Raw genomic sequence first — 15,472 nt, forward strand, 5'->3', positions numbered from 1 at the left:
AATGAAAAGCAGTTCGGAGAGACGAAGCAACGAAGAGGTAAACCTTTGCCGGGTGATGGTCGTTGATGATTCCGCCATTGCGCGTGGAATCGTTACCCGCACCCTCGATGAGGAAGAAGGTATCAAGGTCGTCGCCTCCGTACCGAACGGGCTCATGGCGTTGAAGGCAATCGGCAACCGCGAGGTAGACGTCGTCGTTCTCGATATCGAGATGCCGGAGCTTGACGGGCTCGCCGCGCTTCCGCGCCTGCTGGAACTGAGGCCGGACGTGAAGGTCATCATGGTGTCGTCGGCAAGCCAGCGCGACGCGGACATATCGCTGAAGACAATGGCGATGGGCGCGGTGGATTATGTGGCCAAACCGAAAGCGGGGCTGGGGGGCGCGGAAAGCTTCCGGGCGGAACTCGTGAGCAAGGTGCGCGAACATGGTGCGCGCGACGCAAAGACGGCGAAGCGGAAACCGGCTCCCTCGAAGCCTGCGGCCGCCGCCGGAAAGCCGAAGCCTTCGCCGCGCAACCCCGCGCGCAATCTGGCGCGGCCCGAGGTGATCGCCATCGGTTCCTCGACCGGCGGTCCGCAGGCACTGGCGGAGGTGCTGAGAAATATCGATCCGCGGCTCACCCAGCCGATCATGGTAACGCAGCACATGCCGGCCACCTTCACGGGGCTCCTCGCGGAGCATATGACGCGATATTCCGGCCGCCCCGCCACGGAGGCCCGCGATGGCGAGCCGCTCCAGCCCGGGCATATCTATATCGCACCGGGCGGCAAGCACATGCTGGTGGAGCGCCGCGCGGCGGGCGGAACGATCATCCGGCTCGATGACGGACCGCCGGAAAATTCCTGCAAGCCCGCAGTGGATCCGATGCTGCGCAGTCTTGCGAAGAACTTCAAGGAACGCCTGCTCGTGGTGATCCTGACGGGCATGGGCTGCGATGGCCTCAAGGGGTCGGAGGCAGCGATTGAGGGAGGGGCGCGCGTGCTCGCGCAGGATCGCGCGAGCAGCGTTGTATGGGGGATGCCCGGCGCGGTTGCGCAGGCCGGCATCTGTGAGGAAATTCTGCCGTTGCAACTGATAGGTCCGGCGATCTTTCGTATCGCGGGGGGAGAAGCGAAATGAACAATGTCGAATTCGATTATCTGAAGCAGGTTCTCTACGATCGCGCCGGCCTCGTGGTGACGCCGGAAAAGGGCTATCTCATCGAAAGTCGGCTTGGGCCGCTCGCGCGCCGCAGCGGTATCGAAAGCGTCGGCAGTTTCATCGGCGAAATTCGCCGGACGCGAAACGAGGTTCTGCTGAAGCAGATCATCGACGCCATGACGACCAACGAGACGCTGTTCTTTCGCGACGCCTGGCCTTTCGAACGTCTGAGCAAGAGCCTCATGCCGGACGTGATGGAAAAGGCAAAGACGTCCCGGCGCATCCGCATATGGAGCGCGGCCTGTTCGAGCGGACAGGAGCCTTATTCGCTCGCGATGACACTCGCCGAGATGGGACCCGCCCTGAACGGCTGGCAGGTGGAAATCGTCGCCACCGATATTTCGGACGGGATGCTCGCAAGGGCGGAGGCGGGCCGGTACTCGCTCTTCGAGGTGTCGCGCGGCCTCCCCGATTACATGCTTCGAAAATACTTCGTGCCCGAAAGCGATGGCTGGCGCGTGAAGGACGAGCTGCGGCAGATGATCGATTTCCGGAACTACAATTTGCTGGACGATCCCTACACGAGCGGCATGGGATCTTTCGACGTCATCTTCTGCCGCAATGTCCTCATCTATTTCGACGAGGCGACCCGAAAGCGCGTCTTCACAGGCCTGTCGAAGGTCATGCGCCCCTGGGGCTATCTCTGTCTCGGCGGCGCGGAAACGGTCGTCGGTATCTCGGATGCGTTCCGGGTGCTCACGGGAGAAAGAGGTCTTTTCGGCCTGGCCCGATAAAGCGCGCAAGCTTTCATATCACGGAGCGGCTTTCCGCGGCGCGAGGCCGTTCACCAGCAGGTTGATATATTCATTGGCGATGCGCGCGCCGGGCAGACTCGCGCTTCCCGCATGCCAGTGACCGATGGAGTTGAGCGCACCGGCGAGCGCGAAGGCCGTCACTTTCGGGTCCGACGAAGCGATGGACCCGTCCGCAATGCCCGCCGACACGAGGTCGCGGATCTTCCGGTCGATCGTCCCCTTGATGCGCCGCACTTTTCTGGCGCTCTCTTCCGACAATTCATTGTCGCTGATGCGCGCCGCGCAACGGCCGAAATCCGTTTCGCTCACCACCGCATAGCGTTTGAGATAGCCGACAAGCCGCTCCATGCCATTGGCCGCGTCTTCTGTGTGCCTGCCCCCATCTTCGTTCGCGTCCTCGCCCGCGGCATTCAGCAGCTCAAGCCCGTGCTCGATGCAGGCATAGAGCATCGCCTCCTTGTTCTTGAAATAGTAATAGAGCGTCGGCTTCGTCACGTTCAGAACACGCGCCACCTCGTCCAGCGAGGCGCGGTGATAGCCCCTTTCCGAGAACATATGCGCCGCCGCCGCCAGCACGGCCTCGCGCTTCAGCGCGCGCTCCTGCTTGCGTTCAGCCTCGTTCTTCCAGGGCGATGCGATTGCCGTCTTGTTCATTGTCCGTCCGCTGCGTGACGCTCGCGGCCGAGCATAGCCTCGTCTCGGGGTTTGACAACATACCATAAGGACCATAGGTTACTCAAAAGTAGAAACTGAACTGGCCGAAGAGGAAAATGCAGTATGGGCAATCGCGTGGTTGTTGCCGGCGTTGGTATGCTTCCCTTCGTGAAGCCGGGCGCGAGCGCCTCCTATGACGAGATGGGGGCGGATGCGGCGCGCCTCGCGCTTGCCGATGCGGGCCTCGATTACGCCAAGGTCCAGCAGGCCTATATCGGCTGGGTCTATGGCGATTCAACCGCGGGCCAGGCCGCGCTCTACAAGGTGGGCCTCACAGGCATTCCCGTCGTCAACGTGAACAACAATTGCTCCACGGGGTCTTCCGCGCTCTTCCTTGCGCGTCAGGCGGTGGAAGCGGGCATCGTCGATTGTGCCATCGCCCTGGGCTTCGAGCAGATGTCGCCCGGTGCGCTTGGGTCGCTCTTCGACGATCGGCCGGGCCCGCTCGACGAATTCCTGAAGATCGCAGACGAATCCTTTCAAGGCGCGGATGAAGTGCCGATGGCGCTTCGCCTTTTCGGCGGCGCGGGCTACGAGTACCAGCAGAAGTTCGGCGCGAAGACCGAGACCTTCGCCAAGGTGCGCGAAAAGGCGAGCCGCCATGCCGAGCACAATGAACGCGCCATCTTCCGCACTCCTGTGTCGGTCGAGGATGTGATGAACTCGCCGAAAATGTTCCTCAATCTCACGCGGCTCCAGTGCTGCCCGCCGAGCTGCGGCGCGGCCGCCGCCATCCTTTGTTCGGAGGATTTCGCCCGCAAGCACGGCCTCGATACGCGCATCGTCATCGCCGGTCAGGCCATGACCACGGACTATCCGTCGACCTTCGCCGAGAAAAGCCTCATCAAGGTTGTCGGTGCCGACATGACGAAGGAAGCCGCCCGGATCGTCTATGAACAGGCAGGCATCGGCGCGGAAGATGTCGATGTCGTCGAGCTTCACGACTGCTTCACCACCAATGAAGTCATCACCTATGAAGGGCTCGGCCTCTGCCCGGAGGGGGGTGCGGAGAAATTTATCTGGGACGGCGGCAACACCTATGGCGGCAAGGTCGTGACCAACCCCTCGGGCGGCCTTCTCTCCAAGGGGCATCCGCTCGGCGCCACGGGACTTGGCCAATGCGCCGAACTCACCTGGCAGCTTCGCGGGCAGGCAGGCCCCCGCCAGGTCGAGGGCGCGCGTGTCGCCCTCCAGCACAATCTTGGCCTTGGCGGCGCCTGCGTCGTTACCCTTTATCAGTCTACAGAATAAATCGCCCGGCCAGATCTGATCCGGTCCTCGTGGCGGTCCTGACCGCGGTCTCTACGGCGCGGCGCGCCCTCCAGCCCCTCACGCGGCTTGTCCTGCCTTCGCGTCCGGCGAACGGCGGAAATTCTCCATTCAAAAAAGGGAAAATTTCTCCTGGGTGAATAAGTGCCGTGGAACCTCTATATAGGAACCAGTCGCCATTTTCTTGCCTTCGAGGATATCCAATGCCGAACAAGCTTGCCGCGCCGCTTTCGCTCGCTCACGGCCCCGCCTGGCAGAACCGCTTCATGCTCGCGCCGCTCACCAATACGCAGAGCCATGAAGATGGCCGCCTCTCGGACGATGAGTTTCACTGGCTCACCATGCGCGCCAAGGGAGGCTTCGGCCTCACAATGACCTGCGCTGCCCATGTGCAGGCGGGCGGACAGGGCTTTCCCGGCCAGCTCGGCGTCTGGGACGACAGGCATCTCGAAGGCCTCACGCGGCTGGCCTCCGCCATCAAGGCAGAAGGCTCGGTTTCTTCCGTCCAGCTTCACCATGCCGGTATCCGCTCGCCGAAGGACATCGTGACGGATGTGGTTGGCCCCTCCGATGACAAGGACACGGGCGCCCGTGCCATGACGCCGGGCGAAGTCGAGGCATCGCGCGATGCTTTCATCGCGGCGGCGAAGCGCGCGGAAAAAGCGGGCTTCGACGGCGTCGAGATTCACGGCGCGCATGGCTATCTCCTTGCGCAGTTTCTCTCGCCGGAGCTTAACCGGCGCGACGACGCTTACGGCGGCTCGCTGGAAAATCGCGCCCGCCTCACTTTCGAAATCGTCGAAGGCATTCGCGCCGCCTGCCGGCCCGATTTCCAGTTGGGCATTCGTCTCTCGCCGGAGCGCTTCGGTCTCAAGCTCGCTGAAGTGCGCGATGTCGCGGCGGAGCTTCTCCGCGACGCGAAGATCGACTTCCTCGACATGTCGCTCTGGGATGTGGCGAAGGAACCCGTCGAAGAGGAATTCCAGGGCCGTTCGCTCATGAGCTATTTCACCGATCTGCCGCGTGGCGAAGTTCGCCTCGGCGCTGCGGGCAAGATCATGAGCGCGGCGGATGCAGATGCCGTCATCGATGCGGGCTGCGATTTTGCCGTCGTCGGACGCGCCGCGATCCTGCGTCACGATTTCCCGCGCCGGGTGCTTGCCGATCCGTCCTATGTCTCACCCGCGCTTCCCGTCACCGGAGAGCATTTGCGCGACGAAGGTCTCGGCAGCGCCTTCGTCACTTATATGCGCGGCTGGAAGGGTTTCGTCGCCGAGGAAGCCGCCTGATTCTGAAAACGCCTGCAAGAAAATCCGCAAACAGGGAGATGCCACATGTCCGACACAGCCTATGTTCCGCCCAAGGTCTGGACCTGGAACCAGGACAAGAACGAAAACCGCTTCTCCAACATCAACCGGCCCATTGCCGGTCCGACGCATGAAAAAGAGCTGTCGGTCGGCAAACATCCCTTCCAGCTTTACTCGCTGGCCACGCCGAACGGCGTCAAGGTCACGGTGATGCTGGAAGAACTGCTGGAGCTTGGCCACAAGGGCGCGGAATATGACGCCTGGCTCATCAATATCGGCGAGGGCAACCAGTTCGGCTCCGGCTTCGTCGCCGTCAATCCGAACTCGAAAATTCCCGCCCTCATGGATCACAGTACCAATCCGCCGACCCGTATCTTCGAAAGCGGCGCGATGCTGCTCTATCTCTCGGAAAAATTCGGCAGCGCCTTCATGCCGAAGGATCTCGCGAAGCGCGCCGAAGTCTATTCATGGCTGATGTGGCAGATGGGCTCCGCCCCTTATCTCGGCGGCGGCTTCGGCCACTTCTATGCCTATGCCCCCTTCAAGATCGAATATGCGATCGACCGTTTTGCGATGGAAGTGAAACGCCAGCTCGACGTGCTGGACCGCCGTCTCGGTGAAAGCCGTTACATCGCGGGCGACGAATACACCATCGCCGACATCGCGATCTGGCCCTGGTATGGCGCGCTGGCGAAGGGCGTTCTTTATGAGGCTGCCGAATTTCTCAGTGTCCACGAATACAAGAACGTGAACCGCTGGGCAGATGAGATTTCCGGGCGTCCCGCCGTGAAGCGCGGCCGCATGGTCAATCGCGTCTGGGGCGAAAAGTCGAGCCAGTTGCCCGAGCGTCACGACGCGAGTGATTTCGAGAAGGTCGCGAAGGAAGATTGAGCCTGGACGGTTTTCCAGGCAGGGGGTTCCACCTGCCGGTTCGGAAAACGGTCCAGATCATAGGCGAAGAACAGATTTTCACGGCCGGATGGAAGCGCACAGCGATTCCATCCGGTCATGATCTGCTCCAAAGCTCCGGCGCCTCGCGTCTCACCACGTATCGATAAAGGGCCGCGTTATGCGCGCCTCTGCGGGCGGCAGCGACTTCAGCCCTCGCGTTACCCAGTGGCGTGTCTCGGCCGGGTCGATCACCGCGTCGATTTCGAGGAAGGAGGCCATGTTGGTCGCCTTCCCGTTCTCGTAATACCGGTCGACCATCTTGCGGTAGAAGGCATCGCGCTCTTCAAGGTCTTCGATGGCCTCCATCTCGCGGCGATAGCCGAGCCTCACCGCCCCTTCGAGCCCCATGCCGCCGAACTCGCCTGTCGGCCATGAGATGTTGAAGAACGGCGCGTGGAAGCTTCCCGCCGTCATCGCCTGTGCGCCGAGCCCGTAGCCCTTGCGCAAGACCACCGCGAACAGCGGTACGCTCATATTCGCTGCCGTCACGAACATGCGGCTCACATGGCGCACCTGGGCTTGCTTCTCGATTTCCGGTCCCACCATGAAGCCCGGCGTGTCGCAAAGCGACAGGATCGGAAGCCCGAACGCATCGCAAAGCTGCATGAAGCGCGCGGCCTTGTCGGCGGCCTCCGCGTCGATGGCGCCGCCAAGGTGATAGGGATTATTCGCCATCAGCCCCATCGGGCGGCCTTCCATGCGGATGAGCGCCGTCTTGATGCCGATGCCGAAGCCCTTGCGCAGTTCGAGCACGGAGCCCTTGTCCGCCACACCTTCGATCACCTTGCCGATGTCATAGGCGCGCAAACGGTTCTCCGGGATCATGTGGCGCAGCAGCCGCTGGTCGCCCGCCTCCCAGTCATCCACCGGTCCCTGAAAATACGAGAGATATTTCTGGCAGGCGTCGATCGCCTCTTCCTCGTCCTTCACGAAAATATCGATCACGCCGTTCTCGCGGTGAACATCCGCCGGGCCGACTTCCTCCGGCGTATAGACGCCGAGCCCGCCGCCCTCGATCATCGCTGGCCCGCCCATGCCGATATTGGAATCGGCCGTCGCAATGATCACGTCGCAGCAGCCGAGCAGCGCGGCATTGCCCGCAAAGCACCGTCCCGCCGTCATGCCGACAAGCGGCACCTTGCCCGAAAGCGTCGCAAACGTATGGAAGCTCGGCGTGTCGAGCCCGGCAACGCCTGCCGTGTCCGTGTCGCCCGGCCGTCCGCCGCCGCCTTCCGCCAGCAGCACGATGGGCAGCTTCTGGTCCCGCGCGAGAAACAGCATGCGGTCCATCTTCTTGTGGTTCATCGCGCCTTGCGTGCCCGCGAACACGGTGAAGTCGTAGCCCATCACCATCGCGCGCGCCTTCTCTTCGCCGAAGAGTTGCGCGTTCACAGTGCCGATGCCGGAGACGAGCCCGTCCGCCGGGCTCATCTTCAGAAGCTCGTCCATCGAGCGGCGTCTGCGCTGCGCGGCAAGTGCCAGCGCGCCATATTCGATGAAGCTTCCCTCGTCGCAGAGATGATCGATATTCTCGCGCACGGTCCGCTGGTTGCGCTTGCGCCGCCGCGCCACGGCGTCGGGCCTGTTCTCGTCGAGGCCGAGCGCATGCCGGTCGATCACATGTTGCAGGTCGGGCCGGATGTAATCGGGGTCGACCGCTTCTTCCGTGATCGCAAGTTCGTCGCCGCCTGCGCCTTCCTCGACGAAGAGAAGCGGCTCGCCCTCCATAAGCGTGGCGTTCGCGACGGCGGCGACTTTCCGCACCGTGCCGCCGAAGGGCGCGGCGATGGTGTGCTCCATCTTCATCGCTTCGAGCACGGCGATCTGCTGGCCCTTCGCGACCTTCGCGCCTTCCTTCACATCGATGGAAATGACCTTGCCCTGCATGGTCGATGGCACGGGCGTCGTTCCCGCCGGTCCTTCCACCTGTTTCATTGGGGCCGCGGCGCCATCGCCATTCGCGCCGGTGAAATAGCGTTCCTGTTCCGCATGCGTCTTCACGAGTTCGCCTGCATGTTCGGCGATGAAGCTCGTATAGATCTTGTTCTCCTGAACATCCGCCCGCGCGAGCAGTGCCTGCAGGAAGGCGATATTCGTCGTCACGCCCTCGATCTGGAATTCGCTGAGTGCGCGCCTTGCCCGTGCAATTGCCGCGTCATAGTCCGGCGAGGGCGAATGCGCGATCACCTTTGCAAGCAGCGAGTCGTAATGCGGGCTGGTGGTGTATCCGGCATAGCCGAATGTATCGACGCGGATGCCGGGCCCCGAAGGCGGCGCAAAGGCGCTGAGTGTGCCGCCCGTCGGCACCGCTTCGCCCTTCTCGTTCATCCGCTCCATGTTCACGCGAAGCTGGATCGCATAGCCGCGCGGGGCAGGGGTCTCGCGAAGACCGAGATTGGCCAGCGTCTCCCCGCCCGCGATCCTGAGCTGCGTCTTGACGAGGTCGATGCCCGTCACTTCCTCCGTCACCGTATGCTCGACCTGCAAACGCGGATTGGCTTCCATGAAGGCAATTGCCGTTTCCGGCGTCCGCGCTTCCGTATCGATCAGGAACTCGAACGTGCCGAGGCCCTTATAGGCGGCGGCGCTTGCGAGCTTCCGCGCCGCATCCGTCAGGCGTTTGCGCGTCGCGACGTCGAGCGTCGGGCTTGGCGCGATTTCGACAACCTTCTGGTTGCGCCTTTGCAGCGTGCAGTCGCGCTCACCCAGATCGGTCACATGGCTTCCGTCGCCGACGATCTGGATTTCGATGTGGCGCGCTTTACGCACCAGCTTCTCGACATAGATGTCGCCGCTGCCGAAGGCGGCCGTCGCCTCCGAGCGGCAGCGTTCATAAGCCTCCGCCAGCTCCTCGATATTCGTCACCGCGCGCATCCCGCGTCCGCCGCCGCCCGCCAGTGCCTTCAGCATCACGGCGCCGCCATCGCCAAGCGCTTCCATGAAGGCGCGGGCCTCCTCAAGGCTCGTCGCACCGTTCGTGCCGGGGAAAAGCGGCACACCCTCCCTCTCAGCCAGTGCGCGTGCCTGTGCCTTGTCGCCGAAGAGGCGCAACGCCTCGGGCGAGGGCCCGACAAAGATAATCCCCTCCTTCGCGCAGGCTTCCGCGAAGCCCGCATTCTCGCTCAGGAAGCCATATCCAGGGTGGATCGCATCGCATCCCGCCTTTTTGGCTTCGGCGACGATTTGCGCAACGTCGAGATAGGCGGCCGCCCCTGTCCCCGTCAGCGGCAGCGCCTCGTCCGCCGCGCGCACATGAAGCGACAGCGCATCGTCCTCTGCGTAGACGGCGACCGTCCGCAATCCGAGTTCCGCACCCGCGCGCGCGATGCGCACGGCAATCTCGCCGCGATTGGCGATCAACAGGCTTTTCATGGGGTAGGGCCTCCCTTGCCCGGAATTTCTTTTAATTCCTGAGTAGAAAGCTCTGGCCCGCCTGTCAAATCCGGACGGCAAATGGGGTCGGGAAGGACAGGTGAGGCTCAGGCCGCGCTGGCGAGCTTGCGCGCCTTTGCCGGGCTCATGCCGAGAAGCCTCAGAATGCTCTCGCAGGTCTGCCGCGCCAGTCCCGGGTTCCGTCCGCCGTGAATCTGCGCGCGCAGCGCAACGCCGATCAGCGCCGCCACCTGGTCGAGCAGGAAGGGTGTCACCTCGACATCGAACTTCCCCTGCTCAACGCCGCGTTCGATGTCGCTCCTGAGATAGCGATAGATGTCCCGCCGCACCTCGGGCAGGTGTTCGGCGCTTCCGAGCAGCACATGCGCCCAGTCCGGCTCGGCGATCGTGATTTCGATGAAGCGCGCCGTCGCCGTCACGACGCGCCGTGCCGCGTCCTCGATGCTGCTCATCTCCTCGTCGAGCTGCCGGCTCACCGCCAGTGCGATCCCGTAGGCCACCTCGCGCAGGATCTCGTCCTTGTCCGTGAAGTAGTTGTAGAAGGTGCCGTTCGCGAGCCCCGCCGCCTCGGTGATGTCGAGGATCTTCGTCGCCTCCATCCCCTTTGCCGCCACCACGGCGACGGTCGCGTCGAGCAGGGCCGAGCGCGTCCGCTCCCGCTTGCCGCCGCCTGTCGCCTGTTCCTGGAAATGTCCTTGCCGCACGCCGCCGCTCCTTGTGCCGTGCAGCATAGCGCGGCACCGGGCTTGACAAAAGCCATTTATGAGATGTATCTCAAATATGAGAGTAATCTCATTTTATGGAGCGCGCATGTCCCGCCTTCCCGTTCTCGTCGTCGGCGCCGGTCCGGTCGGTTGCCTCGCCGCGCTTCTGCTCGCACGCCAGGGTATCGTCTCGCATCTGGTCGACAGGCGGCCCCTGCCGTCCTCCGCGCCTCGTGCCCATGCGGTAAATCCACGCACGCTCGAGATCTGCGAAAGCATCGGCGTCTCCGCTGCCGCCCTCCGAAGGGCAGGGGCAAGCGCCAACGATGCCGGCTTCGTCCGCTTCATGGGAACGCTGTCGGGCCCTGAATTTGGTTCCTTGCCCTACGAACGTCAGGACGACGCGGCGCTCGCCTACACGCCTTTTCCGTTGACCAACATCCCGCAATCGAAATTCGAGGCTGCGCTCTTCGAGGCGCTCGCCGCCGAGCCGCTCGTCTCCTTCCAGCGCGGTGTCGCCTGCACGAGTCTGGAAGAGCACCCCGATGGTGTCGTGGCGACGCTCACGGGCAAAAACGAAACCGCGCGGCTCGACTGCAGCTATGTCGTCGCCGCCGATGGCGCGGGCTCGCGCCTGCGCGATGCGCTCGGCATCGCGATGGAAGGCCCCGAGGCCCTCCAGCACTACATCATGATCCATTTTGAGGCTGACCTGCGGAGCGCGACCGCGCCGCGTCCCGGCGTCCTCTATTTCCTTTTCGATCCGGCAACCAGCGGTGTCATCATTGCCTATGACCGCGCGGGCACATGGGTGCTCATGCATCCCTGCGACCCCGCGGTCGCCTCGCCGGAGCGTTTCGACGAGGCGAAGTGCCGCCCCTTGGTCGCAGCCGCTATTGGTGGCGATACCTCTTTCACCATCCGTAACATCAGCCCATGGGCCATGTCGGCGCAGATCGCGGAACACTACCGCAAGGGCCGCGTCTTCCTCGCGGGCGATGCTGCGCATCGTTTTCCGCCGACAGGCGGCCTCGGCCTCAACACCGGCGCAGTCGATGCGCAGAACCTCGCCTGGAAACTCGCCGCCGTGCTGAAGGGTGAAGCGGGCGAAGCGCTCCTCGACACTTACGAGACGGAGCGCCGCCCCGTCGCTATTGCGAACAGCGAACAGAGCCTCACAAACGCCGCGAAGCTCTTCGATCTTTTCGGTGTGCTTTACGGGGCAGACCCTGAGCGCATGATGGAGCATTACGGCGTCCTCGCGGTAGACCCCGCCGCCAGCGCGGAACTTCCTGCCGCCATTGAGGCGCAGCGCCCTCATTTCGACAGCTTCAATCTCCAGCTCGGCTATCGTTATAATTCCGCCGCGCTCGCCGATGCGCCGCCGCTTCTCGCCGCTTCGGAAATCGACATCACCAACTACGAACCGTCATGGGACGTCGGCGCCCATCTCCCGCATCGCTGGGTCGTGAGCGGCGGCGAAAAAGTCTCGCTTCTTTCGCTCCGCGATCCCGCGCGCTTCATGCTTCTTGCCGGTCCTGCCGCCACCGCCTGGGCAAGCGCGGCCCGCGCGCAAGGCATGCAGTGCCTCGTCGCCGGGCAGGATTTCACGGACAGCGAAGACTGGCGGGCGCTCACTGGTCTGGCCGATGCGGGCGCGCTCCTTGTCAGGCCGGATGGTCACATCGCCTGCCGTTTTTCCGCGCCGATAGAGGCGCCGCGCGAATTGCAGCGCCGCATGGCCCTGCTGCTCGGGCTTCCCGCGCTCGCGCTCCCCGCTCACGCCATCTAGTAAAGGACACGCTCATGGATCTCGGACTGAACGGAAGGAAGGCGATTGTCTGCGCGTCGTCGCGCGGCCTGGGCAAGGCCTGCGCCGCGGCGCTTGCGCGCGAAGGCGTGCATGTCGTCGTGAACGGGCGTAACGCCGAAAGTCTCGACAGGGCGGCCTACGACATCTCGGCGGACGCGACCGGCTCCGTCCTCCCGATCATTGCGGACCTCAATACGGAAGAGGGCAGGGCGCGTCTCCTCTCCGCCTGTCCTGACGCCGACATTCTCGTGAACAACAATGACGGCCCGCCCCCCGGCAACTTCGCCCAATGGGGCGAGGCCGAATGGCGCGCCGCGCTCGATGCCAACATGCTGGCGCCGCTCTTCATGATCAAGGCGCTGATGGACGGTATGAAGGAGCGCCGCTTCGGCCGCATCGTCAACATCACTTCCGCCATGGTGAAGGCGCCCCGCTCCGTCATGGGGCTCTCTACCGCCGCGCGCTCCGGCCTCACCGCCATGTGCAAGGGACTGTCGACCGACCTCGCGCCCTTCAACGTCACGATCAACAACATGCTGCCCGAGCGTTTCGACACGGACCGCCAGAAAAAGATGGCCGAGCTCGCTATGGCCTTCAAGAAGATCACGATGGAAGAGGCGCGCGCCGAAATCGCGGAGTCGATTGCAGCCAAGCGCATGGGCGATCCCTCGGAGTTTGGCGATGCCTGCGCCTTTCTCTGCAGCACGCAGGCGGGCTTCATCACCGGACAGAACCTCCAGCTCGATGGCGGCACCTATCCCGGTCTCATCTGAGGAAACGGAAAATGGAAACCGGTTTCGACGCGCTTCTCGTTCCCCGGCTGCTTTTCACGGTGGTCGCCTTCATGATTTTCGTCGGTCCCATCTTCGCCGACTTCAACAAGACCCACGCGACAAACCCGCTCTGGCCGCCCCACGCCCGCTTTCACGTCGTTTGGCAGGTGCTGAGCCAGTCTGGTGTCTCGCTCGTCATTCTCTGGCTGCTCTGGACCGATGCGGTGGATTACACGGTTCACATCTGGGTCGCCGCCATCCTCAACTATGTCTGGGGCGCAAGCTTCTACGCGACGCTCGCCTCCATGCGGCTTTACGGTGGCGCGCTGAAAGATGTGAACGGCATCAAACCCTTCCGCTTCAACATCTTCGGCAAGATTTATCTCGTGGACACCAACCTCTTCGGTGGCACCATACTGATGACAGTGAATACCATCGGCGTGTTCCTGCTCGCGAATTGAAAATGGAGGCGGCATGTTTGCGCGTTTTGTCGGAGTTTTGCTGATGGGTTTATCCATGTCTCACGCGGCGCAGGCGGGTACGTTCGGCACGGTTGAAATCGCCCCCGTCGAAGAGGCGCTCACCTTCGCGCGCGACAAGGAGGGCACACGCCTCATCCTGGTCTCGTCCTATGAGGGAAAGCAGGTGACGGGCGTTGACCTCACCGTCGTCACCGGCGCCGTCGATCCCGTCGCGCTCTACACCGCGCAGGGTTACGACGCGATTGCGGCACTCGCCGCCTCAAGCAAACAGGTCACGCTCTCCCGCGCCGAACTCGGTATCCCGGTAGACCTCACCGCTTCGCACATCGCGGCGGGCACCAACTTCCCCGAACATGCAGAGGAGGCGACGGTCGAGGACGGCCCCTTTCTCTTCGCAAAGGAAGTAGAGCCCACAGCTTTCGATGCGCCCATCCCGGCGGGCGATGCGCTGCTCGACTATGAAGTCGAGCTCTGCTTCGTTGCGCTCGATGCTTTCGACATTTCGCAGGCGCCTGCGCAAGCAGGCCTCATCCTCTGCAACGACGTCACCGACCGCGCGAAACTGATGCGCAATATCGACGCCTCCGACGTCACCTCCGGCAAGGGCTTCACCACCGGCAAGAGCGCGCCGGGCTTCCTGCCCGTCGGCAACCTCTTCGTCATCCCGCGCGACGTCCGCGCCTTCGCCGCCGCCGTCGAACTGCGTCTCTGGCGCAACGGTGGTGTGGCGCAGTCCGCCCGCCAGTCGGAAGCGATCTGGGATTTCGACGAACTCATCCGTCAGTCCGCCGCTCGTCAGGACATACGCTGGGATTTCGAGGGTCGGGAAGTCGGTCTCCCGATCGATGATGGCATCGTTCCCTCCCGCACCGCCATCCTGGCGGGCACGCCCGACGGCACGGTCTTCCGGGGCGTGGACAAGTCCGCTATGGCGCTGGGTGCCTGGGACTGGCTCGCGGGCGGCTGGGACCGCACCATCGCCTCTCATGTCGTCGAACGTCAGATCGCGAAAGAGCGTGACGCTCTGCGTTACCTCCAGCCCGGCGAGCATGTCGTCATCTCGGTCAATCTGATGGGCGAACTCGACAACCTCATCGTCGAGTAAATTGCATTTGTGACGTTATGGTGACGTTATGGTGACGTTATGATGACAGTCGGGCCCGGTTATCCCCGTCTCCTCGTTGACTTGTCCCCGGCTTCGCGCCTAGATCGCCCGTTCCGCTATGAAAAAGAGACGGGGGATTTGAAGCGATGCGGTTCGTGACGTTCGAACATGACGGCAGGGAAAAATTCGGCCCCCTCATTGGCGACGAAGTTGTTGATATATCAGCACTTTCCGGCTTGCCCTCATCCCTCCTCGCGACCCTTGAGGCGGGCGAGCAGGGCTTCGAGGCCATCCGCGGCGCCGTTGAGGCCGCACCGCGTATCTCTTTGTCGCAAATAGCTTTTCTTCCGCCGGTCCCCCGCCCGGGCAAGATCATCTGCCTCGGCCTCAATTATGCTGCACATGCTGCAGAAGGTGGCCGCGAAAAACCTGACTATCCGAATTTTTTCATGCGCAGCGCGACCTCGCTCGTTGGCCACGGCGCGCCCATGCGTCGGCCCCGCATCTCGCAACAGCTTGATTTTGAAGCAGAACTCGCCGTCATCATTGGACGTCGCGTACCTCGCCATACATTGAAGTCGGATGCGCTTTCATTCGTTGCGGGATATTCCTGCTTCAACGACGGCTCCGTCCGCGACTACCAGCGACGGACTCCGCAATGGACGATCGGCAAGAATTTCGATTGCACGGGCCCCTTCGGACCTTCTTTCGTTTCCGCCGATGAGCTGCCGCCGGGCGCCACCGGATTGAATATCCAGTCCCGCCTCAATGGCGCCGTCATGCAGAGCGCGAACACGGCGGACATGATCTTTCCCGTCGACGAGACGATCATGCTGCTCAGTCAATGCATGACACTGGAACCCGGCGATGTGCTCGTCATGGGAACGCCCGCAGGCGTGGGGTTCGCGCGCACGCCGCCTCTCTGGATGAAACATGGCGATACGATCGAGATCGAAATCGAAGGCGTAGGCCTTCTTTCCAATCCCGTAATCGACGAAGCGTGAA

General features: G+C 63.0%; 13 protein-coding genes. 10 read left to right on the top strand and 3 right to left on the bottom strand.

Annotation, left to right across the window (positions count from 1 at the left end; all coding sequences use genetic code 11):
- Position 1 precedes the first annotated feature (1 nt).
- Positions 2–1,120 carry a chemotaxis response regulator protein-glutamate methylesterase gene (locus ABJO61_RS13525; protein ID WP_348326041.1) on the top strand — a complete coding sequence of 373 codons (1,119 nt, stop codon included), beginning with the start codon at positions 2–4 and terminating at the stop codon, positions 1,118–1,120.
- Positions 1,117–1,935: a protein-glutamate O-methyltransferase gene (locus ABJO61_RS13530; RefSeq protein WP_348326040.1), complete on the top strand. Its 819-nt coding sequence runs from the start codon at positions 1,117–1,119 to the stop codon at positions 1,933–1,935. The genes ABJO61_RS13525 and ABJO61_RS13530 overlap by 4 nt, the downstream gene beginning before the upstream one ends.
- An 18-nt stretch (positions 1,936–1,953) precedes the next feature.
- Here the strand turns inward: ABJO61_RS13530 and ABJO61_RS13535 are convergent, their stop codons facing one another.
- Complete coding sequence (locus ABJO61_RS13535; RefSeq protein ID WP_348326038.1) at positions 1,954–2,610, bottom strand: TetR/AcrR family transcriptional regulator; 657 nt, start codon at positions 2,608–2,610, stop codon at positions 1,954–1,956.
- A 123-nt stretch (positions 2,611–2,733) separates the two neighbouring features.
- On the opposite strand from ABJO61_RS13535, the gene ABJO61_RS13540 reads away from it, so the two are divergent.
- From ABJO61_RS13540 to yghU, 3 genes are all read left to right on the top strand, one after another.
- Positions 2,734–3,921, top strand: coding sequence for a lipid-transfer protein (locus tag ABJO61_RS13540; RefSeq protein WP_348326036.1), 1,188 nt, complete (start codon positions 2,734–2,736; stop codon positions 3,919–3,921).
- Positions 3,922–4,142: 221 nt separating this feature from the next.
- Positions 4,143–5,228 (top strand): NADH:flavin oxidoreductase, encoded by a 1,086-nt coding sequence (locus tag ABJO61_RS13545; RefSeq protein WP_348326034.1) that lies wholly within the window; start codon positions 4,143–4,145, stop codon positions 5,226–5,228.
- Between the two features lie 45 nt (positions 5,229–5,273).
- Entirely contained in the window at positions 5,274–6,137 is an 864-nt protein-coding gene (yghU, locus tag ABJO61_RS13550; protein ID WP_348326032.1) for a glutathione-dependent disulfide-bond oxidoreductase, read from the top strand.
- Positions 6,138–6,287: 150 nt separating this feature from the next.
- On the opposite strand, the gene ABJO61_RS13555 is transcribed toward yghU, so the two are convergent.
- Both ABJO61_RS13555 and ABJO61_RS13560 read right to left on the bottom strand, forming a co-directional pair.
- Positions 6,288–9,569: a carboxyl transferase domain-containing protein gene (locus ABJO61_RS13555; protein WP_348326030.1), complete on the bottom strand. Its 3,282-nt coding sequence runs from the start codon at positions 9,567–9,569 to the stop codon at positions 6,288–6,290.
- 107 nt (positions 9,570–9,676) lie between these two features.
- Positions 9,677–10,294 carry a TetR/AcrR family transcriptional regulator gene (locus ABJO61_RS13560; RefSeq protein WP_348326028.1) on the bottom strand — a complete coding sequence of 206 codons (618 nt, stop codon included), beginning with the start codon at positions 10,292–10,294 and terminating at the stop codon, positions 9,677–9,679.
- Positions 10,295–10,400: 106 nt separating this feature from the next.
- Between ABJO61_RS13560 and ABJO61_RS13565 the strand changes: the two genes are divergently transcribed.
- The 5 genes from ABJO61_RS13565 (at position 10,401) to ABJO61_RS13585 (ending at position 15,471) form a co-directional block, all read left to right on the top strand.
- Entirely contained in the window at positions 10,401–12,086 is a 1,686-nt protein-coding gene (locus tag ABJO61_RS13565; protein WP_348326026.1) for an FAD-dependent monooxygenase, read from the top strand.
- A 14-nt stretch (positions 12,087–12,100) separates the two neighbouring features.
- Complete coding sequence (locus ABJO61_RS13570) at positions 12,101–12,880, top strand: SDR family oxidoreductase (protein ID WP_348326024.1); 780 nt, start codon at positions 12,101–12,103, stop codon at positions 12,878–12,880.
- An 11-nt stretch (positions 12,881–12,891) separates the two neighbouring features.
- The gene (locus tag ABJO61_RS13575) at positions 12,892–13,341 is read left to right on the top strand and encodes a DUF6640 family protein (protein ID WP_348326022.1); all 450 of its coding nucleotides are present in this window, start codon (positions 12,892–12,894) and stop codon (positions 13,339–13,341) included.
- Between the two features lie 43 nt (positions 13,342–13,384).
- Complete coding sequence (locus ABJO61_RS13580) at positions 13,385–14,467, top strand: fumarylacetoacetate hydrolase family protein (protein ID WP_348326020.1); 1,083 nt, start codon at positions 13,385–13,387, stop codon at positions 14,465–14,467.
- A gap of 146 nt (positions 14,468–14,613) precedes the next feature.
- Positions 14,614–15,471, top strand: a complete 858-nt coding sequence (locus ABJO61_RS13585) for a fumarylacetoacetate hydrolase family protein (protein ID WP_348326018.1) — start codon at positions 14,614–14,616, stop codon at positions 15,469–15,471.
- Position 15,472 lies beyond the last annotated feature (1 nt).

The organism is Parvibaculum sp. (genome assembly GCF_039973015.1).
GTDB lineage: Bacteria > Pseudomonadota > Alphaproteobacteria > Parvibaculales > Parvibaculaceae > Parvibaculum.